This window comes from Rhizorhabdus phycosphaerae (assembly GCF_011044255.1).
Taxonomy (GTDB): Bacteria; Pseudomonadota; Alphaproteobacteria; order Sphingomonadales; family Sphingomonadaceae; genus Rhizorhabdus; species Rhizorhabdus phycosphaerae.
In genome coordinates this window covers 3992944-4013446 of the sequence record NZ_CP049107.1, presented here as the reverse complement: position 1 = coordinate 4013446, position 20503 = coordinate 3992944, and the positions used below count along the sequence as shown (strand labels likewise).

At 66.6% G+C, this 20503-nt stretch carries 14 protein-coding genes; 6 read left to right on the top strand and 8 right to left on the bottom strand.

Features of this window, described 5'->3' with window-relative positions; translation table 11 throughout:
* The first annotated feature begins 1 nt into the window (after position 1).
* The 4 genes from G6P88_RS18650 (at position 2) to G6P88_RS18635 (ending at position 5225) form a co-directional block, all read left to right on the top strand.
* Complete coding sequence (locus G6P88_RS18650) at positions 2 to 1762, top strand: flagellar hook-length control protein FliK (protein ID WP_165324531.1); 1761 nt, start codon at positions 2 to 4, stop codon at positions 1760 to 1762.
* A 17-nt stretch (positions 1763 to 1779) separates the two neighbouring features.
* Positions 1780 to 2397: a flagellar basal body-associated FliL family protein gene (locus tag G6P88_RS18645; protein ID WP_165324530.1), complete on the top strand. Its 618-nt coding sequence runs from the start codon at positions 1780 to 1782 to the stop codon at positions 2395 to 2397.
* 72 nt (positions 2398 to 2469) lie between these two features.
* Positions 2470 to 4155 carry a copper resistance system multicopper oxidase gene (locus tag G6P88_RS18640; RefSeq protein WP_425594459.1) on the top strand — a complete coding sequence of 562 codons (1686 nt, stop codon included), beginning with the start codon at positions 2470 to 2472 and terminating at the stop codon, positions 4153 to 4155.
* Entirely contained in the window at positions 4152 to 5225 is a 1074-nt protein-coding gene (locus G6P88_RS18635) for a copper resistance protein B (RefSeq protein ID WP_165324528.1), read from the top strand. Before G6P88_RS18640 ends, G6P88_RS18635 begins: the two co-directional genes overlap by 4 nt.
* Positions 5226 to 5314: 89 nt before the next feature.
* Here G6P88_RS18635 and lpdA read toward each other — a convergent pair whose 3' ends face one another.
* From lpdA to mdh, 5 genes are all read right to left on the bottom strand, one after another.
* Positions 5315 to 6706 (bottom strand): dihydrolipoyl dehydrogenase, encoded by a 1392-nt coding sequence (gene lpdA, locus G6P88_RS18630; RefSeq protein ID WP_165324527.1) that lies wholly within the window; start codon positions 6704 to 6706, stop codon positions 5315 to 5317.
* An 88-nt stretch (positions 6707 to 6794) separates the two neighbouring features.
* Positions 6795 to 8045, bottom strand: coding sequence for a 2-oxoglutarate dehydrogenase complex dihydrolipoyllysine-residue succinyltransferase (gene odhB, locus G6P88_RS18625; RefSeq protein WP_165324526.1), 1251 nt, complete (start codon positions 8043 to 8045; stop codon positions 6795 to 6797).
* Position 8046: 1 nt separating this feature from the next.
* Positions 8047 to 10953 (bottom strand): 2-oxoglutarate dehydrogenase E1 component, encoded by a 2907-nt coding sequence (locus tag G6P88_RS18620; RefSeq protein ID WP_165324525.1) that lies wholly within the window; start codon positions 10951 to 10953, stop codon positions 8047 to 8049.
* 126 nt (positions 10954 to 11079) lie between these two features.
* Positions 11080 to 11964: a succinate--CoA ligase subunit alpha gene (gene sucD / locus G6P88_RS18615; protein WP_165324524.1), complete on the bottom strand. Its 885-nt coding sequence runs from the start codon at positions 11962 to 11964 to the stop codon at positions 11080 to 11082.
* Between the two features lie 51 nt (positions 11965 to 12015).
* A complete protein-coding gene (gene mdh, locus G6P88_RS18610; protein WP_165324523.1) occupies positions 12016 to 12978 on the bottom strand; it encodes a malate dehydrogenase in 963 nt (320 codons plus the stop codon).
* Positions 12979 to 13284: 306 nt separating this feature from the next.
* Between mdh and G6P88_RS18605 the strand changes: the two genes are divergently transcribed.
* Positions 13285 to 16245: a CHAT domain-containing tetratricopeptide repeat protein gene (locus G6P88_RS18605; protein ID WP_165324522.1), complete on the top strand. Its 2961-nt coding sequence runs from the start codon at positions 13285 to 13287 to the stop codon at positions 16243 to 16245.
* Here G6P88_RS18605 and zapE read toward each other — a convergent pair.
* Genes zapE through G6P88_RS18590 form a run of 3 tightly spaced genes read right to left on the bottom strand, consistent with a single transcriptional unit; the run spans position 16242 to position 18632 of the window.
* Positions 16242 to 17372 carry a cell division protein ZapE gene (zapE, locus tag G6P88_RS18600; protein ID WP_165324521.1) on the bottom strand — a complete coding sequence of 377 codons (1131 nt, stop codon included), beginning with the start codon at positions 17370 to 17372 and terminating at the stop codon, positions 16242 to 16244. The genes G6P88_RS18605 and zapE overlap by 4 nt on opposite strands.
* Entirely contained in the window at positions 17369 to 17818 is a 450-nt protein-coding gene (locus G6P88_RS18595; protein WP_226946639.1) for a PaaI family thioesterase, read from the bottom strand. The genes zapE and G6P88_RS18595 overlap by 4 nt, the downstream gene beginning before the upstream one ends.
* Before the next feature lie 28 nt (positions 17819 to 17846).
* Positions 17847 to 18632, bottom strand: coding sequence for a succinate dehydrogenase iron-sulfur subunit (locus G6P88_RS18590; protein WP_165324520.1), 786 nt, complete (start codon positions 18630 to 18632; stop codon positions 17847 to 17849).
* A gap of 194 nt (positions 18633 to 18826) precedes the next feature.
* On the opposite strand from G6P88_RS18590, the gene G6P88_RS18585 reads away from it, so the two are divergent.
* A complete protein-coding gene (locus G6P88_RS18585; RefSeq protein ID WP_165324519.1) occupies positions 18827 to 20365 on the top strand; it encodes a lipopolysaccharide biosynthesis protein in 1539 nt (512 codons plus the stop codon).
* The last annotated feature ends 138 nt before the right edge of the window (positions 20366 to 20503 follow it).

Sequence of the window (20503 nt, the reverse complement as noted above, 5' to 3'; positions counted from 1 at the left end):
CATGGCGGTAGCCGCGCTCTCGAATGCAGCGCTTGCCCTGACGGGAAATGTCTCGCCACAGCCGGCAAGCCCCCCGCCAGCCGCAGGGTCTTCTCCGGAATCGGCCCAGAATTTCGCGAAGCTCGTGTCACGTCAGTCCGAACAGAAAAATGCTTCGGACGGCGAGCAGGCGCAGCCGGACACCAAGCTTCCCGCCGATACCACGGTCGCGTCAACCGACGAACCGACGGCGTCGACCGATAGCGACCTGTCGGCCGATAGCGAAACGGGCGAAAAGCCCGACACGCTCCTCGCCGATATCGAAGCGATGGTTGCCGCAGCCGCGCAACTGGGCACCGGCCAGCCGATCATACCCGTCCTCGTGGCGCAGCCCGTCCCGACCACGCCGGTGACCGATGCGACCGCCACCTCGGCGGTGATCGATCAGGCCGCGATCATCGGGACCGGCACCGTGACCGAGAACCAAGGGACGGAGACGGGAACCCCGGGAACGACCAGGACGCAGACGGGCCTTCCTGGCTTCGGCGCGATCCTTCCCACATCGACCGGTCCGTCGGGGCCGGTCCAGACCAGCAGCCAGCGCGCGCCTGAGGCAGTGAGCACCGTCGAGACGGCCGAGCCCGTCGCCGTTCTGCCGGCGGCACCCGCTACCGCACCGACCGGGAGCTCCGCTGCGCAACAGCAGGCCACGCCGGAGCTCACCCATATCGCCAGCCTGATCGCATCGCTGCGCCAGGCCTTCGCCCCGGCTACCCAGACCCCGGCGGGCAGCACGCTCAAGAGCGACGCGGGCGCCGCCCCGATCGTCTCCATGCCCCAGGCGGTGCCGACGACGGTCGTCGAGGCCGCCGCCGCAACCGTGGCGCCGCTTGTCACCGCCCCCTCGCCCGTCGCCACCGAAGCCGAGGGCGAAGACGGCAAGAGCATCGACCCGACCATTACCGGCAGCAGCGAGCTCGTCGACGCCCCGGTCGTTCCCACCACCAGCGCGGCGAAGAAGGAGGTGGCAGAGGCCGTCCTGCCCACGCGGCTTGCCCCGCAGGTCGCGGGCGACGAACCGACGTCAGGCCTGTCGACCGATGATGGCGCCCCCGTCCTCGTCGACGATGCTCCGGCGTCTGCCACGACAGATACGACCGCGCAGTTGATCGAGCCGACGGCCGCCGACACCAGCGGTGCGTCGACGGTTTCTGTGCCGGTGCCCACGCCCGCCGCACCGACGAGCAGCACGGCCACAGATTCCGGCGCGGTTCAGGCCGACGCGGCCGTTGCCGACGCCAACGCATCGCAGCAGCAGACCATCGACCGCCATCTCGACCTTGCCCGCGATACCCAGTGGCTCGATCGCCTCGCCCGTGACATCAGCCGCGCCGCCGACCATCAGGGCCATCTCAAATTCCAGCTGAACCCCGAGCATCTGGGGGCCCTTACCGTCGAGATCGTCAACAGCGCGGCCGGCACCGCCATTCGCATGAGCGCCGACACGGACCAGGCGCGCCAGATCATCGCCGACGCGCAGCCTCGACTGATCGCGGAGGTGCGCGCCCAGGGCCTGCGCGTCGCGGAATCGCATGTCGACCTGAACAACCAGCAGGGCGGCAGCAGCGGGACGGGATCGACCGGTGCCCAGGCACAGCAAGGCCAGCAGGGGCAATCCCGGCAGCCGTCAGAAGATAATAAACCTTTTTCACCTAATCAGTCTGCCGTTCGCGACGATGCCGCCGATTCGGCGGACCGTGACGACCGCGACCTGTACGCATGATCGATGGGATTTGACCGATGAGCAGTGCCGCCGCCGCTCCTGCGCCTGACGCCCCCGCCCCCAAGAAGAAGGGGAAGATGAAGGGCATCCTCGTGATGCTCGTCGTCGCCCTGCTGTTCGCCGGCATCGGCGTCGGCGCGGGGCTCTACGCTGCCGGCTCCGGCTTGGTCGGCGGAAAGCACAAGGAAGAGGAGGTGCCGGAGGATCCGAACGCGCCCAAGCTCGTCAAGAAGGAAGGCGCGGAAGACGGCCATGGGGCCGAGAAGCAGACGCTTCCGGTCGGCCTGGAGACCGACAAGTCTCCCGATCCGACCAAGTACAAGGCATCCTATTACGCGTTCGAACAGCCGTTCACCGCCAATCTGCGCGATTCCGACGGCTTTGCCCAGATCGGTCTGGGCGTATCCACCTTCTACGACCAGAAGGTCCTCGACAACCTGAAGGACAATGACATGCCGATCCGGTCGGCAATCCTGATGGTGCTGTCGCAGCAGGACAGCTTCTCGATCGCCACCCCGGACGGCAAGCTGAAGCTGCAGAAGGAACTGAAAGACGCGGTCAACACCGTCCTCAAGCAGCGGACTGGCTTCGGCGGCATCGACAACGTCTACTTCACCAGCCTAGTCGTCCAGTAAAAGCCGGGGTGCCGGGGGCTGGGGCTCCCACTTCCCCGATGGCGGGGTTGGTCTTTCGGCGATCGTCGCTAAATGGTCGACATGACCGAGAAAAACCGCCGCCGTTTCTTGCGGGATGCTGCCCTCACCGGATCGGCCGCTGCGTTCGCGCAATGGTTCCCGGCCTGGGCTGCAGCGCCGTCCCCGCAGGGACAGGCCGTTCTGCACGGGCCTGATATCGCGCTGACCATCGATCACCTGACGATGACGGTCGATGGCCGGACCACCCACGCGGTCGGCGTCAACGGCACCGCCCCCGGCCCTTTGATCCGTCTTCGCGAAGGAGAGACCGCACGCATCTCGGTTACGAACAGGTTGCACGAGGATAGCTCGATCCACTGGCACGGCATCCTCCTGCCCTTCCAGATGGACGGCGTTCCGGGGATCAGCTTTCCAGGCATCCGGCCCGGCGAAACCTTCGTCTACGAATTCCCGGTGCTGCAGAACGGTACTTACTGGTATCACAGCCACAGCAACCTGCAGGAGCAGATGGGCCATTATGGTCCGCTGGTCGTCGACCCTGCCGATGGAGCGGCGCCCAGCCATGACCGCGACCATGTGATCCTGCTGTCCGACCACGCCCGACTGCACCCCCACGAGATATTCCGCCGCCTGAAGGTCGATCCCGGCGGGTTCAACCGGCAGCGCCAGACACTTGCCGGGCTGCTGTCGGGCAGGGACCAGCCGCAGAAGGACCGTCTCGAATGGGCGGCGATGCGGATGGATCCGACCGACGTCTCGGACGCTACCGGCAATATCTACACCTATCTGGTCAACGGCCATGGGCCAGCGGACAATTGGACCGCCCTGTTCCAGCCTGGCGAACGGGTGCGGCTCCGCGTCATCAACGCCTCGGCGATGACCAATTTCAACGTCCGCATTCCCGGCCTGTCGCTGGAGATCGTCGCGGCGGACGGGCTGCCCGTGCGTCCGGTGACGGTCGACGAGTTCCAGATCGCTGTCGCAGAGACCTACGACGTCATCGTCCGCCCCGGCGATGGTGCCTATTCTCTCGTCGGCGAAGCGATCGACCGGTCGGGCATGGCCCGGGCGACGCTGGCCCCGCGCATGGGCATGACCGCCCCCGTCCCTCCCCTGCGTCGCCGTCCGATCGTCACCATGCGCGATATGGGCATGGACATGGGCGGCATGGACCATGGCGCGCATGACATGGACATGAGCATGCGCAACGGCGCCAATGCCCCGCAGGTCAGGCTGGGGCCGGGCGTGCAGACCATCTCTCCCATGCCGGTCGACCGGACCGCCGAACCGCCCCAGGGGCTGGACGATGTCGGGCATCGCGTTCTCGTCTACCGCGACCTCGTCGCCGCCGAGCGCAACCCTGACACGCGCGCGCCGTCACGCAGCCTGGAACTCCACCTGACCGGCAATATGGAACGCTATATGTGGTCGTTCGACGGGGTGAAGATGAGCGACGTCAAGGCGCCGATCCCCTTCACCAAGGGCGAGCGCGTGCGCGTCACGCTCGTCAACGACACGATGATGAACCACCCGATCCACCTGCACGGCCATTACTTCGAGCTGGTGACGGGTCATGGCGACCACGCGCCGCGCAAGCATACGGTCAACGTCGCGCCGGGAGGCAAGGTGACCTTCGACCTCACTGCCGATGCCGAAGGCGACTGGGCCTTTCACTGCCACATGCTCTATCACATGCATGCGGGCATGTTCGAGATCGTCACGGTGCGACCGGCATGAAGCGCTTGATCCTCGCCGGCCTGCTTCTCGCCGGCTCCGCCCAGGCGCAGAACACGGCCCCGACCGATCCGCATGCGGGCCACAGCATGCCGGCGGCCGACCCTCATGCCGGCCATTCGATGCCAGCGGCCGATCCCCATTCAGGGCATGGCATGCCCATGGACGACCCCCACGCCGGGCACGGCGCGGCAATGGCCAATCCGCATGCGGGGCACGAAATGCCTGCGGCCGATCCGCACGCCGGGCATCAGATGCCTGCTGACCCCCATGCCGCACACAGCATGCCGGCATCCGATCTCCATGCGGACCACGGCACTCGGCCCGGCACGGTCGAGGTCGGCAACGCTCCAGCGCCGCCACCGCCTACCGACCGCGCGGCGGACCGTTTCTTCCCGCCCGCGACGATGGCCGCCGCGCGCGAGGCACTCGTCCGCGAACATGGCGGCATGACCGTCAGCCAGTTGATGATCGATATCGCCGAAGCCCGTCCCGGCAAGGGTGCCGATAGCTATGCCTGGAACGGCGAAGCCTGGATCGGCGGCGACATCGATCGACTGGCGATCAAGAGCGAGGGCGAAGGCAGCGAACGGCTCGGCCAGGCGGAGGTTCAGGCGCTGTGGAGCCACGCGCTCGATGCCTATTGGAACCTGCAGCTGGGCGTCCGGCAGGACATCCGCCCGCGCCCGGGGCGCAGCTATGCCGTTGTCGGCTTCGAAGGGCTCGCGCCCTATTGGTTCGAAGTCGACGCCAATCTCTTCCTGTCGAACAAGGGCGACCTGTCCGCGCGGATCGAGGCCTATTACGACCAGCGGCTGACCCAGCGGCTGATCCTGCAGCCGCGCATCGAGATCGAATATGCCTTCACCGCCGACCAGCGCATCGGGGTGGGCAGCGGGCTCGGGACGACCGAAGCCGGGCTTCGGTTGCGCTACGAGTTCAGCCGGCGTTTCGCCCCCTATGTCGGCATCGTCCACGAGCGGCGCTTCGGCGAGACCGGGCGGCTCGCGGTCGCCATGGGCGATTCCCGCCGCGAGACGCGGGCAGTCCTGGGGGTCAGGGCCTGGTTCTGACGACCGGCAGGACGCTCGCGAGCAAATGAAAAAGGCCACCCCGCACCGTTCGCGGGATGGCCTTTTTCCTGTCGCAAGGATGGGATCGATCAGATGTGGATCGGCTTGCCCGTCACCGCCATCGCGGCTTCCTTCAACGCTTCCGAATGGGTCGGATGCGCGTGGCAGGTATAGGCGATGTCCTCGCTCGTGGCGCCGAACTCCATCGCCTGCGCGGCCTGCGCGATCATCGTGCCGCCGACCGAAGCGATGATGTGGACGCCCAGCACCTTGTCGGTCTTGGCATCTGCGATCACCTTCACGAAGCCGTCCGGCTCATGATTGGTCTTGGCGCGCGAATTGGCGAGCATCGGGAATTTGCCGACCTTGATCTCGCCCCGCGCCTTCGCCTCTTCCTCGGTCAGGCCGACGCCGGCAAATTCGGGCATCGTGTAGACCACGCCCGGGATGACGTCGTGATTCACGATACCGGTCAGACCGGCGATGTTCTCGGCCACGGCGATACCCTCGTCCTCGGCCTTGTGGGCGAGCATCGGGCCAGGAACGACGTCGCCGATCGCCCAGATGCCGGGCACGCCGGTCCCGAACTCATGGTCGATCTCGATCTGCCCGCGCTTGTTGGTGGTCAGGCCGACACGCTCCAGCGCAAGGCCTTCGGTGTTCGGACGCCGCCCGATCGACACCAGCACGACATCGGCCTCGAGCGTCTCGGCTGCCCCGCCGGCTGCCGGCTCGACCGTCACGGTCGCCTTGTCGCCGCTCACGGCAACGCCGGTCACCTTGGTGGAAAGCTTGAACTCCATGCCCTGCTTCTTGAAGATCTTCGCGGCTTCCTTGCGGATATCGCCGTCCATGCCGGGCAGCAGCTGATCGAGATATTCGACCACGGTGACCTTCGCGCCCAAGCGCTTCCAGACCGACCCGAGTTCGAGCCCGATCACGCCGCCGCCGATCACGACCATATGGTCGGGAACCTTGGACAGCTCGAGTGCGCCGGTGGAGGACACCACGATCTTCTCGTCGATCTCCACGCCCGGCAGCGGCGTGACGCTGGAGCCGGTCGCGATCACGATATTCTTTGCACGATAGGTCTTGCCGGCGATCTCGACGCTGTCCTTGCTCGCAAAGGACGCCCGGCCCTTCAGCCATTCGACCTTGTTCTTCTTGAACAGATATTCGATGCCGCCGGTAAGGCTCTTCACGGCATCGCGGCGCTGGGCGTGCATCGTGTCGAGATCGAGTTCGACTTGGGTCTTGATGCCGAGCTTGGCCAGCTTGCCGCTCGCCGCTTCCTCATACAGCTCGGAGGCGTGCAGCATCGCCTTCGACGGGATGCACCCGACGTTGAGGCAGGTGCCGCCGAGCGTCTCGCGGCTTTCCGCGCAGGCCGTCTTGAGGCCGAGCTGGGCCGCACGGATCGCCGCCACATAGCCGCCGGGGCCGGCGCCAATGACGATCACGTCGAAATCATAATCGGACATGGTATCTTCCTTCTCCGTCGCGCACGCCCCGCTCCCGCCCACCGGACAGAACGAGGCCCCGGCCTTTCGGCCGGGGCGACGATGACGCTTAGAGGTCGATCAGCAGACGAGTCGGATCCTCGATCGCGTTCTTGAGCGCAACGAGGAAGGTGACCGCTTCGCGACCGTCGATCAGGCGATGGTCATAGCTGAGCGCGAGATACATCATCGGGCGCGCGACGATCTGGCCGTCGCGGACGACCGGGCGATCCTCGATCCGGTGCAGGCCGAGCACGCCCGACTGCGGCGGGTTGATGATCGGGGTCGACATCAGCGAACCGAAGACACCACCGTTCGAGATGGTGAAGGTACCACCCTTCATTTCCTCGAGCTTCAGCGTGCCAGCCTTGGCGCGGGTGCCGAAGTCGCCGATCGTCTTTTCGATCTCGGCCACCGACAGGGTCTGTGCGTCGCGGATCACCGGAACGACCAGGCCGTTCGGCGCCGACACGGCGACCGAGACGTCGACATAGTCGCGATAGACGATTTCGTCGCCCTCGATCGAAGCGTTGACCGCGGGAACGTCGCGCAGCGCCATACAGGCGGCCTTCACGAAAAAGCCCATGAAGCCCAGGCGGACGCCATGCTTCTTCTCGAACAGATCCTTATACTTGGCGCGCGCCTCGATCACCGCCGTCATGTCGACGTCGTTGAAGGTGGTCAGCATCGCCGCGGTGTTCTGCGCTTCCTTCAAGCGGCTCGCGACCGTCTGGCGGAGGCGCGTCATGCGGACGCGTTCTTCCTTGCGGCCACCGCCCGAAGCGGCCGGAACAGCCGCGACGGGTGCGGTTGCCGGAGCGACAGGCGCCGGCTTGGGCTGGGTCTTCGCGGCGGCGACGACGTCGTCCTTGGTCAGGCGACCGTCCTTACCGGTGCCTTTGATCTTGGTCGGGTCGACGCCATATTCGAGCACGGCGCGGCGGACGGATGGCGACAGCGTCACCGGATCGCCCGATTCCTCATCGGCGGGGGCAGCCGCAGGCTCGGCCGGGGCAGCAGCTTCGGCCTTGCCGACCGCCGTTTGATCCTCGACCGCCGGGGTCGCGGCGGTCGCGGCACTGGCGCCTTCCTCGATCCGCGCGATGACCGCACCCACATTGACCGTATCACCCTCGGCGACGACCAGCTCGCCCATCACGCCGGCAACCGGCGAAGGGACCTCGACCGCGACCTTGTCGGTCTCGAGGCTTGCAATCGGTTCGTCGGCCTTCACCGCCTCGCCCGGCTTCTTGAGCCACTGGCCCAGCGTCGCCTCGGTGATCGATTCACCGAGCGTCGGAACAACCACATCGGTAGCCATCTTACTTACCCTTCGATTCGTGGCCGAGCGCGTCGGCGATCAGTGCCGCCTGCTGGACGGCATGGTTGCGGGCGAGGCCGGTCGCCGTCGCAGCGGCAGCCTTGCGGCCCGCATAGACGGGACGCTTCGGTACGCCCCCATTTTCGATGAGAACCTTCTCGATATAATGCTCGACGAAGGTCCAGGCGCCCTGGTTCTTCGGCTCTTCCTGTGCCCACACCACGGTTTCGAGGTTGGGCATCCGGCTGAAGAAGCTGATCAGCGCATCCGCCGGGAACGGATAGAGCTGCTCGAGGCGCAGGATCATCGTATTCTTGTCGCCCGCTGCATCGCGCGCCTCGGCCAGCTCATAATAGAGCTTGCCCGACACCAGCACGACCCGACGCACGTCGGCATCCGCCGGCGGGTTGGTGTCGCGCAGGACGCGCTGGAAGCGGCTCTCGCCCATCATTTCCTCAGCCGTCGACACTGCCGACTTGTGGCGGAGCAGCGACTTGGGCGTCATGATGATCAGCGGCTTGCGGAACTTGCGGACCATCTGCCGGCGCAGGATGTGAAAATAATTGGCCGGCGTGGTGCAGTTGGCGACCTGCATATTGTCTTCAGCGCACAGCTGCAGATAGCGCTCGAGACGTGCGGAGCTGTGCTCCGGCCCCTGCCCTTCATAACCATGCGGCAGCAGCATCACGAGGCCGTTCACGCGCAGCCACTTCGCCTCGCCGGACGAGATGAACTGATCGATGATGACCTGTGCGCCATTGGCGAAGTCGCCGAACTGCGCTTCCCACATGACCAGCGTGTTCGGCGCCGCCGATGCATAACCATATTCGAAGCCCAGCACGCCGAACTCGGACAGCGGACTGTCGAGCACCTGGAAACGGCGGTCCATCGCCGAGAGCGGGATGTACTTGTGACCGTCCTTCTGGTCGACCCAGACCGCGTGGCGGTGGCTGAACGTACCGCGACCCGAATCCTGGCCCGACAGTCGCACGGCATAGCCATCTTGCAGAAGCGAACCGAAAGCCAGCGCCTCGGCGGTCGCCCAGTCGAAGCCCTTGCCGGACTCGAACATCTCCTTCTTGGCGTCGAGGATGCGCGAGAGCGTCTTGTGGATCGACAGGCCTTCGGGAACTGTGGTCAATTGCTTGCCGAGATCGCCGATCATGTCGGCGCTGATGCCGGTAACCGCAGCACGGCGCTCGGTGATCGCCTCGCGCGGTTCCGCGAAGCCGGTCCAGTCGCCTTCGAACCAGTCGGCCTTGTTAACCTTATAGGACTTGCCCGCTTCGAACTCGGCTTCGAGCTGCGCGACGAACTCGGCCTCGGTCTGCGGGGTCCAGTCCGCGTCGATCACGCCTTCCTCAACCAGGCGCGCGCTGTAGAGCGAGCTGACTGGCGGATGCTTGCGGATCTCTTCGTACATCAGCGGCTGGGTGAAGCCCGGCTCGTCGCCTTCATTGTGGCCGAAGCGGCGATAGCACCACATGTCGATGACGACGTCGCGCTTGAAGGTCTGGCGGAACTCGGTCGCGACCTTGCAGGCCCAGGTCACGGCTTCGGGATCGTCGCCATTGACGTGCAGGATCGGCGCCTGGACCATCTTGGCGATGTCCGAGGGATAGGGCGACGAGCGCGCGAACTGCGGCGAGGTGGTGAAGCCCACCTGGTTGTTGATCACGAAATGGATCGTGCCGCCGGTGTTGTAGCCGCGCAGGCCGGAGAAGCCGAAGCACTCCATGATGATGCCCTGTCCCGCAAAGGCTGCGTCGCCATGCAGCAGGATCGGCAGGACGCGCGAACGCTCCAGATCGTCGACCTTGGTCTGCTTGGCGCGCGCCTTGCCGAGCACGACCGGATTGACGCACTCGAGGTGCGACGGGTTCGGCGCCAGGCTCAGGTGAACCTTGTTGCCGTCGAACTCGCGGTCGGTGGAGGTGCCGAGGTGATATTTGACGTCGCCGGAGCCACCGACGTCCGCCGGGTTGGAGGAGCCACCGGCGAACTCGTTGAAGATCGCGCGATAAGGCTTCTCCATGACGTTGGAGAGCACGTTCAGGCGGCCGCGATGGGCCATGCCGATCACGACCTCGTTCACGCCATAGGCGCCGGCATATTTGATCACCGCTTCGAGCGCGGGGATCATCGATTCGCCGCCGTCGAGACCGAAGCGCTTCGTGCCGACATATTTGCGGCCGAGGAACTTCTCCCACTGTTCGGCGTGGATCACCTTGTTGAGGATCGCCTTCTTGCCTTCGGGCGTGAAGCTGATCTCGGCGTCCTTGCCCTCGATGCGGGCCTGCAGGAAGCGACGCTCTTCGACGTCGCTGATGTGCATATATTCGATGCCGACATTGCCGCAGTAATTCTTGCGGAGGGTCGCGAGGATCTCGCGGACGGTCGCGCGTTCGAGCCCCAGGAAGCCGGCGATGTAGACCTCACGGTCCATGTCGGCTTCGGTGAAGCCGTGCCAGGCCGGGCTCAGATCCTCGGTCTCCTCGCGTTGCGACAGGCCGAGCGGATCGAGATTGGCGAGCAGATGGCCGCGCACGCGATAGGTGCGGATCAGCATGATGGCGCGGATCGAATCGAGCGCACGCTGCTCGATCTCGGCCTGGCTGAGGCCCGACGACGCCGGCACGGCGACCGGAGCCGGCGCGCCCTTGGCGGGCTTCGGCGGCACGGTCATCTGGGTCGGATCGAGCGCGGCGGTCAGCGCGTCGGTCGTCGACGGCGGCCAGTTGGACCGGGCCCAGCTGGGGCCCGAAACATCGGCTTCCACAGTCGCGAAATAAGCCTGCCAGTCAGGCTGCACACTTGCCTTGTCGGCGCGATACTGCCGATAGAGCGATTCTACGAAGGAAGCACTGACTCCCTCCGGTCCGTCGAACCCGACGCCTTCGATACCCATCTCACCATCCTTGTCTGCACCCACCCCGGGACTTAGGCCCGAAGCACAGCAATGTGGGTTGATACTGTCGTTAAATGAACGAGGCGTGAAACGCCTCCCCCGCCCGAAGGCGGGGGCAGTCCTATATTAGCCCTTGAGCACTTCCGCCAGGGTCGTGCCCAGTTCGGACGGGCTGGCCGCGACCTTGATCCCGGCCGCTTCCATGGCCGCGATCTTGTCCTCGGCGCCGCCCTGGCCGCCCGAGACGATCGCACCGGCATGGCCCATGCGACGGCCCGGAGGCGCGGTACGGCCCGCGATGAAGCCGGCCATCGGCTTCTTACGGCCGCGCTTGGCCTCGTCGCGCAGGAACTGCGCGGCTTCTTCTTCGGCGGAACCGCCGATTTCGCCGATCATGATGATCGACTTGGTTTCGTCGTCGGCCAGGAAGAGCTCCAGGACGTCGATGAAATTGGTGCCGTTGACGGGGTCACCGCCGATGCCGACCGCGGTCGTCTGGCCAAGGCCGATCGCCGAGGTCTGGAACACCGCCTCATAAGTCAGCGTACCCGAGCGCGACACGACGCCGACGGAGCCCTTCTTGAAGATCGAGCCCGGCATGATGCCAATCTTGCACTCTTCCGGGGTCAGGACGCCGGGGCAGTTCGGGCCGATCAGACGCGACTTGGAACCCTGCAGGGCACGCTTCACCCGGATCATGTCGATCACGGGAATGCCCTCGGTGATGCAGACGATCAGCGGAACTTCCGCATCGATCGCTTCCAGGATCGAGTCGGCCGCGAAGGGCGGCGGCACGTAGATGACGCTGGCATCGGCGCCGGTCGCCGCGACCGCTTCATGCACGGTGTCGAAGTTCGGCAGGCCGATATGGGTGGTGCCGCCCTTGCCCGGCGTCACGCCGCCGACCATCTGCGTACCATAGGCCAGCGCCTGTTCGGTGTGGAACGTGCCGGTGTTGCCGGTCATGCCCTGCGTAATGACCTTGGTGTTCTTGTTGACCAGGATACTCATGTGCCTGTCGAACCTTCCTTATGCCTTGGGGAGGCGTGTCCCTGAAATCGATTAGGCGAGCGAGCTGTCGATGCCCTTGCAGGCGACCAGCAGTTCCTTCACCGCGTCGACCGAGACCTGCAGATTGGCCTTCGCCTCGTCCGACAGATCGATCTCGACGATCTTCTCGACGCCATTCGCGCCGATGATGACCGGCACGCCGACATAGAGATCGTCGACGCCATATTGGCCGGTGAGATAGGCGGCGCACGGCAGGACGCGCTTCTTGTCCTTCAGATAGCTCTCGGCCATCGCGATCGCCGAGGTGGCGGGCGCATAGAAAGCCGAACCGGTCTTCAGCAGGGCGACGATCTCACCACCGCCGCTGCGGGTGCGCTGGACGATCGCGTCGATGCGCTCCTTGGTCGACCAACCCATCTTGATGAGGTCGGGGATCGGGATGCCGGCGACGGTCGAATATTCGACGACCGGAACCATCGTGTCGCCATGGCCGCCGAGCACGAAGGTCGTGACGTCCTGGACCGAGACGTCGAACTCTTCGGCGAGGAAATGCGCGAAGCGCGCCGAGTCGAGCACGCCGGCCATGCCGACGACCTTGTTGTGCGGCAGGCCGGAGAATTCGCGCAGCGCCCACACCATCGCGTCGAGCGGGTTGGTGATGCAGATGACGAAAGCGTCGGGTGCGTTGGCCTTGATGCCTTCACCGACGGCCTTCATGACCTTCAGGTTGATGCCGAGCAGGTCGTCGCGGCTCATGCCCGGCTTGCGGGCGACACCGGCGGTGACGATGATGACGTCGGCGCCGGCGATGTCGGCATAGTCGTTGGTGCCCTTGAGCTTCGCATCGAAGCCTTCGACCGGGGCGCACTGCGACAGATCGAGTGCCTTGCCCTGGGGAACGCCTTCGACCACGTCGAACAGAACGACGTCGCCGAGTTCCTTGGAAGCGGCGAGGTGGGCCAGCGTACCGCCGATATTGCCAGCACCGATCAACGCAATTTTAGTACGAGCCATCCGACTCCTCCGACATGAAGATCGCTTAGGGAGGCGGCCACGCGCACGCGGACGCCCGAAGTGCGACGCCCGCTTAGCTCCGTGATCCCGAAGGGGCAACTATTGCATGGGCATGGCGGGCAAGTTTTTTGGGGAAGCGGCAAAGCTGAGTTTGGGCGCTCCGCTCCGCCCCTTGCCCGGGCGCCGCTTCCACGATCGCTGCCAGCCCCGCACTCGCCTTCGCGGCGCGGCTGTGAGGATGGCATAGCGGGGAGACTCATCCAGCGAATTGAAGTAGATATCCCTTGGGGAACGGGGGAGTGGACGATGCGCAAGCACGGGCTGCTGACGGCGGCTGCAACGATGTCGATTCTTTGTTTCGGGCAGGCTGGGAGACCGACCGAAGCCGCCGCGCCTGTCTTCGTCAGTCCGACCGTCGCGCAAAAGGCCAAGCTCGAGCGCATGAAGAAGGCGGCCGACGACCTCGACGAGGGGGCAAATCCGGCGGCTTATCGCAAGGCTTGGGAAGAGGTCCTGGCCTATGGAGCCACGCTCTACCCGCCCGGCCACCCCGAACTGGCCTGGATCGAGGGCGAACTGGTCACGGCCGATTATCTGCAGGGCGACATCAGGGGCGCCCTCGCCCGCACCGAGCGCCTGGGGCGGCTGCTGGACGCAGCGGGCCCGGCCTATCGCGACCGGCGGATGGAGATCGCCAATGGGCAGGTCGTCATCCTGATGACGCTCAGCGAGCATGACAAGGCGCGCAAGCTGGCCGCCGAAGTGCTGGAGTGGCGCATCGCGACGAGCGGTGGTGAGCCTAGCAGCAATGTCGCCGCCGCTTATTCCAACCTGGCCAATGCCGAGTTCGAATTCGGCAATTTCGACAAGGCGATCGACCTGGTCCGCAGGGCCAATGCCGAAGACCGGCGCCACGCGAAGATTCCCGTCAACGCGGCGCCGCGCTTCTCCAACCTGCCCACTTATCTTCTCCAGTCGGGGCGCCTCGAAGAGGCCGTCGAGCAGGCGCGCATCACCCAGGAGACGCTCGAAGCGATCCTCCCGGCAGGCCACCCCTTTCTCGCGATCAACCTCAATACGCTCGCCCGCATCCTGCTGACCCTAGGCCGGCCCGCCGAAGCCGAGGAGGTCGCGCGCAAGGCGGTGGACATTGCCGTTGCCCGCTTCGGGCAGAGCCAGCAGGCGGTCAGCTATATGGCGATGGTCTCGCAGGCACTGACGGCCCAGGGCAAGACACGGGAAGCGATCGAACTGGCCCGGCAGGCGAGCGGCATCCTGACCAAGGCGCTGGGCCCCGATGCCCAGCGGACCCTGGTCGCGCGTGAGGGCGAGGCCGATGCGGTCGCCGCGTCGGGCGACGTGCGGGCGGCGATCGGGATCCAGCAAGAGGTGGTCGCCGCGCGCGATGCCAAGTTGCCTCCCTTCCACCGCGACCGGATTACCGGCCGCGACCGGCTGGCGACCCTGTTCTTCCGGCAAGGAGAGATGGCAGCGGCAGCGAGCGTCCAGCGCGAGGCGCAACAGCTGCGCGGCGCGACCTTCCCTGCCGACGATATCGCGACGCTGACGGGAGAGGCGCGGCTCGCGACGATCGAGATACGCAGTGGCGACCGTGCGGGCGGGCTGCGCCGGGTCGAGGCGGCTGGGCAGATGCTCGACGAACGGCTAGCCCGCCTGCGCGCGACCGGCGCGCGGCGTTCGGGACTCGAGATCGAGATCCGTGCGGCCTATGGCTGGGCGCTCGACGCGGCAGTGGCGGCAGGCGACGAGGGGCTGGCTTTTCGCTTCGCCCAGCGGCTTCTCGACAGTTCGGCGGGGGGCGCGGTGCGCGACGAGATGGCCCGGTCGGCGGCGGGCGACCCGCGCATGGGCGAATTGCTGCGCCAGCGCCAGGATGCCGCGATCGAATTGGAGGCGCTGCTCGACCGTCAGCTCCGGCTCGCCGGGCGGGGCGCCGACAAGGCCCCGATCGAGGAGGTGGCGCTTCAGCGCAAGGTGGCTGCCGCAAGGCTGGCGCAGAGCAGCGCAGCGCTCGCGGCCCAGGCCCCGGAGCTCGCAACGTCCACCAGCGCGACAGCGCTTGCGCTTGAGCAGGCGCGCGGGGCTCTGCAACGGGACGAGGCGTTGCTGCTCGCAGCGGCGGGCGAACGCGGGCTGACCCTGCTCGCAATCAGCAGCGACGATGTGGCGATGACGACATCTCCCGCAACCTCGCAAGAGATCGCCGGCCTCGTGGCCCGCCTGCGCGCCGGATTGGGCGGCCCTGCTGCGGCGGTTCGATCCTCGTCTCCACAAGCGGCGCTGACCCGGGCGGCGCTGGCCGACAGTCGACCGAACACGAGCTTCGACTTCGACGCGTCCGCGCGTCTCCACGACTTGCTGCTTCCCCCGGCGATCCGGAAGGTCGTCGCCGGCAAGCCCCGCCTGCTGATCGCCAGCAACGCCAGCCTGACCACCCTGCCCTTCGCGCTGCTCGCGCCGCGCGAGGATGCCCCCTCGCCGAAGCGCACCCGCTGGCTGATCCGCGATCATGTGCTGGTCACGCTGCCCTCGGTGCAGAGCCTGGCGTCGTCGCGACCGGCCAGAGGCCCGCGCGAACTGCGCGGCTTCGTCGCGATCGGGGCGCCCGATCTGGCGCCCAGCGGGACCGCCTTGGCCTTCCGCTCGGCCGATATGGCGCGCCGGGTGCGCGACCTGCCCTCGCTGCCGGCGACCGAACCCGAATTGCGCCGGGTCGCGCAAGCGCTCGCCGCGCCGGAACAGGCGATCCTGACCGGGCCGCTCGCCACCGAGGCGGCGGTTCGCGGGGCCGACCTGACCCGCGCCAGCGTGCTCGCCTTCGCCACCCATGGACTGATGGCCGGCGATCTCGACGGGCTCGACGAACCCGCACTGGTGATGACACCAGCCGCGCCCGACGACGGGCTGCTGACCGCGAGCGAGATCATGCGCCTGCGCATCGCCGCCGACTGGGTGATCCTGTCGGCGTGCAACACGGCGGCGGGCGGCGGCAGCGACGACAGCGGCCTCGCCGGGATTGCGCGCGCCTTTCTCTATGCCGGCGGACGCAACCTGCTCGCCTCGCACTGGGCGGTCCGCGACGATGCGGCGGCCTATCTGTCGGTCGAGACCGTCAGGCGTTACGGACGGGGCGCCGACCCAGCCGCCGCGCTGCGCAAGGCGATGTTGCGGATGATAGACGGCAAGCCGTTCGAGGGCGCCGACCAGCCGGTCAACTGGGCACCCTTCGTCTTCGTCGGACGCTAAGCGCCGGCCTGCTCGTCGAGGCCGTGGCCGGCGGCGAGATAGTCCTCGCTCTGCATCTCCATCAGCCGCGAGACGGTCCGCTCGAACTCGAAGGCGCCGTCGCCGTCGGGATAGAGCGAGTCCGGCTCGGCCGCCGCAGTCGCGAGCAGCTTCACCTTATGCTCGTACAGCGCGTCGATCAGCACCTTGAAGCGCGCCGCCTCATTGCGGTTCTCCGGGGTCATCAGCGGGATGCCGACGATGATCACCGTATGATAATTGCGCGCGATCGCCAGATAGTCGGCGGCCCCGCGCGCTTCGGCGCAGAGCCGCTTGAACGAGAAGACGGCGACGCCCTTCAGGCTCTTCGGCACATGCAGCGTCCGCCCGCCATGGACGGCGATGTCGGCGGTCGGGACGTGCGCCTTGTCCTCGGGCGGATAGTCGGTCAGGCGGAAGAAGGCGTCGGACACCGCCCTGGTCGATTCCGGCCCGATCGGCGCATACCAGACCGGAAAGCCGCCCAGCCGTTCGAGCCGATAGTCGGTCGGCCCGTTGAGCGGCAATATGTCGAGCCGCTCCTGGATCAGGTCGATGAAGGGCAGGAACAGCTGCCGGTTGAGCCCGTCCTTGTAGAGGTCGACCGGGGGGCGGTTCGAGGTCGTGACCACGGTGACGCCCGCATCGACGATCAGACCGGTGAACAGCCGGCTGAGGATCGCCGCGTCGGCCATGTTGTTGACGACCATCTCGTCGAAGGCGAGCAGCTTCGCCTCGGCGGCGATCGCTTCGACCACCGGCGGGATCGGGTCGCCCTTCTCCTTCGCGCGCTCGACCCGCAGCCGATCATGCACCTCGAGCATGAACTCGTGGAAATGGACGCGGCGCTTGGAGTCGACCCGGACGCAGTCGAAAAACAGGTCCATCATCATAGACTTGCCGCGCCCGACCCCGCCCCACATGTAGAGGCCGCGCACCGGCGCCGGCGCCTTGCGCAGCATCCGCCAAAGCACGCTACCTTTGCTCGGCCGTTCCTCCAGCGCCTGGGCGAGCGCATCGAGCCGGACGATCGTCGCGCGCTGGTCGGGGTCGGCGCGCAGTTCGCCCGCCGCCAGCATCTCCTCATAGCGCGCAAGAACCGAGCTCATCGCGCCTTGCGCACCGTGGCGATGAAGCTGGCGATCATGTCATCGCCCTGTTCGACGACCCCGCGCAGAAACTTCATCCGGCCGGTCTCGCGCACCGTTTCGAGCAGCAGCTCGATCGGGCGGATCAGGTCTGCGCCGCCTGCGAACTGGGTCGACAGATCGATCGTTACCCCGCCCAGCGCCTTGTCGTCGCCGCAGGCGAGCGGCCCGACGAACAGGGCGACGTCAATGAAGGTCAGCAGCGCCCCGCCATGCAGCCCGCCGATCATGTTCGACAGCTGCTGCTGCGGCTGCATGCGCAGGCGGACCCGCCCTTCGCCTTCGCAGCGCACGGCGAGCTCGCCCAGCAATGTGTTAAAGCGGACAGCATCATGGCTGCGCCACAGATGCCACCCGTCCAGTTCGGGATGCGGCCGGACGCTGAAGGCGCTTGTTTCGTTCACCATCAGCGTGCGGCGATCCCGTCCGTCGTCGTCAGAGCTGGCGCTCGACGACCATCTTCTTGATCTCGCCGATCGCCTTGGCCGGGCTCAGGCCCTTGGGGCAGACATTGGCGCAGTTCATGATCGTGTGGCAGCGATAGAGACGGAACGGATCCTCGAGCTCGTCGAGGCGCTCGCCGGTCATCTCGTCGCGGCTGTCGGCCAGCCAGCGATAGGCCTGAAGCAGGATCGCCGGGCCCAGGAACTTGTCGCTGTTCCACCAGTAGCTGGGGCAGGACGTCGAGCAGCAGGCGCACAGGATGCACTCATAGAGGCCGTCGAGCTTCGCACGGTCTTCCGGCGACTGCAGCCGCTCCTTGCCCGACGGATTCGGCGTGACGGTCTTCAGCCAGGGCTGGATCGACGCGTACTGCGCATAGAAATGGGTGAAGTCGGGGACGAGATCCTTGATCACGTCCATGTGCGGCAGCGGGGTGATGCGGACCTCGCCCTTGCAATCCTCGATCGCGGTCGTGCAGGCCAGGCCGTTCTTGCCGTTGATGTTCATCGAGCAGGACCCGCAAATGCCTTCGCGGCACGAGCGGCGGAAGGTGAGCGAGGGATCCTGCTCGCTCTTCATCTTGATCAGCGCGTCGAGCACCATCGGGCCGCATTCGTCCAGATCGATCTCGAACGTGTCGTAGCGCGGATTTTCGCCGCTCTCCGGATCGTAGCGATAGACCTTGAACGCTTTGACGTCCTTGGCATCGGGGGCAGCCTTGTGGACGGTGCCGCTCTTCTTGATCTTGCTGTTCTTCGGGAGAGAGAACTCAGCCATGACTCGAAACCCCTGCCTTGATTGGGTTGCGCGATAGCGAATTGATCCGCGCGGCTCAACGCCCAAAGCTAAACAAATATGACCGAATACCGCCATCTTCCCCTTGGGGCGGGTGCGGCATGGGCCTGCCGCACGGCGGCAAAGCCCCGTTAACCCGGCCTTGAACGGGCTTGGCGAACCGCTACAAGCCCGCAATGTCCACCAGCGCCGCGCCCGACGATCTGCCCCCCGGCTCCCGCCAGGTCGCCAAGGGCGCCGGCACCGCCCTGCTCGCCCGCGCGGGCGGCGTGGTCGAGATCATTTCGCAGCCGCTCTATGTCTGGCTGTTCGGCCTGCCCACCTATGGCCTCTACATGGTGCTGTGGTCGGCGGTGAACCTGGTCGAGAATTTTGCCGACCTGGGCATGACCAGCGCATTGCAGCGCGTCGTGCCACAGGCGAAGGATGATGCCGAACGCGCGGGCCTGCTGCGCAAGGCGATGCTGCTGGGGCTGATCCCCTGCCTGCTGATCGCGTTGGGCGCCAGCCTGGGCGCGCATCACATCGCCGAGTTGATGAACGTCGCCGCCAAGGACCGCGACAAGCTGGCGACGGGCATCGCCCTGTTCGCCTGGGCGCTGCCGCTCTGGGCCTATCTGGAGATCGCCACCTCGGCCCTGCGCGCGCGGAAGGCCTTCGGGCCGGAAATCCGCCTGCGCGTGATGTGGGAACAGGTGATGCGGATGGTCGCCGCCGTTGCCTTCTGCCTGCTCGGCGCCGACACGCTGGGCCTGCTGATGGCGCATCTCTGCTCGCTGGCGCTGACCTGCATCTTCTCGACCCGGCTGCTCGCGCGCTATTACCGGCTCGACCTCGTCGTGAAGGGCAGCGGGCAACGCGACCCGGAAATGACGCTGCGGACCCTGCTCGCGGGTCTGGCCGTGCTGCCCAGCAATATCGTCAGCCGCCTGTTCGCCGATGCCCCGCCGCTGATCCTCAACGCGATCATCCCCGGCGCGGGCGGGGCGAGCGCCGCCGGCCTGTTCGCGATCGCGCGCAAACTGGCGAGCGGCGTCCAGCTGATCCGCCAGGCCTTTTCCTATGTGATGGCCCCGCTCGCCTCGGAGGCCGCCCGGCATGACCGCCGCCACATCCTCGAGATTTACGGCTTCGCCACCCGCCTGACGATTGCGGTGGCGACCCCGGTCGTCTGCACCATCGCCGGCGGCGGCCGCGCGCTGCTGGCGCTGTTCGGCTCGGCCGCCCAGCCCGCCTTCTTCGCGCTGGCCCTCCTCACCTTCACCCGCCTGATCGAGGCCGTCGCCGGACAGGCCGCCGCGATCCAGTCGGTGATCAGCCGCTACCACCATCCCCTGATCGGCAGCGCGATCGGCCTCGCCGCCGCCCTCGCCGTCGGCGCGCTGCTGCTGCCGCAGGGCGGGATGGACGGCATGGCGATCGCGGTGTCGACCGGCATCGCCATCTCGGTGCTGGCCCCCATGGCCCAGCTCTGGATCCACGACCGCCTCCACCCCTTCGCCCCCCCTTTCCTGCGGACGGCGGGCGTCTCGATCCTGGTCGGCACGGGGATATTGGCCCTCTCGCAGGCCCTGACGCCGTTCCACCATTTGGTGCGGATCGGGGTTGGCGTGCTGATGTTGGCCGGCGGGATATGGCTGTCGGGGAGGTTCGGGCTGGGCCGCGAGGACAAGCTGGCGCTGGGGAAGACGGCGGAGCGGTTGCGGTTGGTGTGATGGGAGGATGTTCATCTTGACGGTGAACTCATTGCTCAAAATGATTAGTGAATTCGCGCCGTAGCTGCCACGGTTCAGTGTCCGATCGTGGCTGTCGAAAGCTGGCATGGGTCGCACGGTCAAGCTAAGTGCAGGGCC

Coding starts and splice junctions, on each gene's coding strand:
- G6P88_RS18650 (WP_165324531.1), top strand. CDS start 2: ATGGCGGTAGCCGCGCTCTCGAATGCAGCGCTTGCCCTGACGGGAAAT.
- G6P88_RS18645 (WP_165324530.1), top strand. CDS start 1,780: ATGAGCAGTGCCGCCGCCGCTCCTGCGCCTGACGCCCCCGCCCCCAAG.
- G6P88_RS18640 (WP_425594459.1), top strand. CDS start 2,470: ATGGTCGACATGACCGAGAAAAACCGCCGCCGTTTCTTGCGGGATGCT.
- G6P88_RS18635 (WP_165324528.1), top strand. CDS start 4,152: ATGAAGCGCTTGATCCTCGCCGGCCTGCTTCTCGCCGGCTCCGCCCAG.
- lpdA (WP_165324527.1), bottom strand. CDS start 6,706: ATGTCCGATTATGATTTCGACGTGATCGTCATTGGCGCCGGCCCCGGC.
- odhB (WP_165324526.1), bottom strand. CDS start 8,045: ATGGCTACCGATGTGGTTGTTCCGACGCTCGGTGAATCGATCACCGAG.
- G6P88_RS18620 (WP_165324525.1), bottom strand. CDS start 10,953: ATGGGTATCGAAGGCGTCGGGTTCGACGGACCGGAGGGAGTCAGTGCT.
- sucD (WP_165324524.1), bottom strand. CDS start 11,964: ATGAGTATCCTGGTCAACAAGAACACCAAGGTCATTACGCAGGGCATG.
- mdh (WP_165324523.1), bottom strand. CDS start 12,978: ATGGCTCGTACTAAAATTGCGTTGATCGGTGCTGGCAATATCGGCGGT.
- G6P88_RS18605 (WP_165324522.1), top strand. CDS start 13,285: ATGCGCAAGCACGGGCTGCTGACGGCGGCTGCAACGATGTCGATTCTT.
- zapE (WP_165324521.1), bottom strand. CDS start 17,372: ATGAGCTCGGTTCTTGCGCGCTATGAGGAGATGCTGGCGGCGGGCGAA.
- G6P88_RS18595 (WP_226946639.1), bottom strand. CDS start 17,818: ATGGTGAACGAAACAAGCGCCTTCAGCGTCCGGCCGCATCCCGAACTG.
- G6P88_RS18590 (WP_165324520.1), bottom strand. CDS start 18,632: ATGGCTGAGTTCTCTCTCCCGAAGAACAGCAAGATCAAGAAGAGCGGC.
- G6P88_RS18585 (WP_165324519.1), top strand. CDS start 18,827: ATGTCCACCAGCGCCGCGCCCGACGATCTGCCCCCCGGCTCCCGCCAG.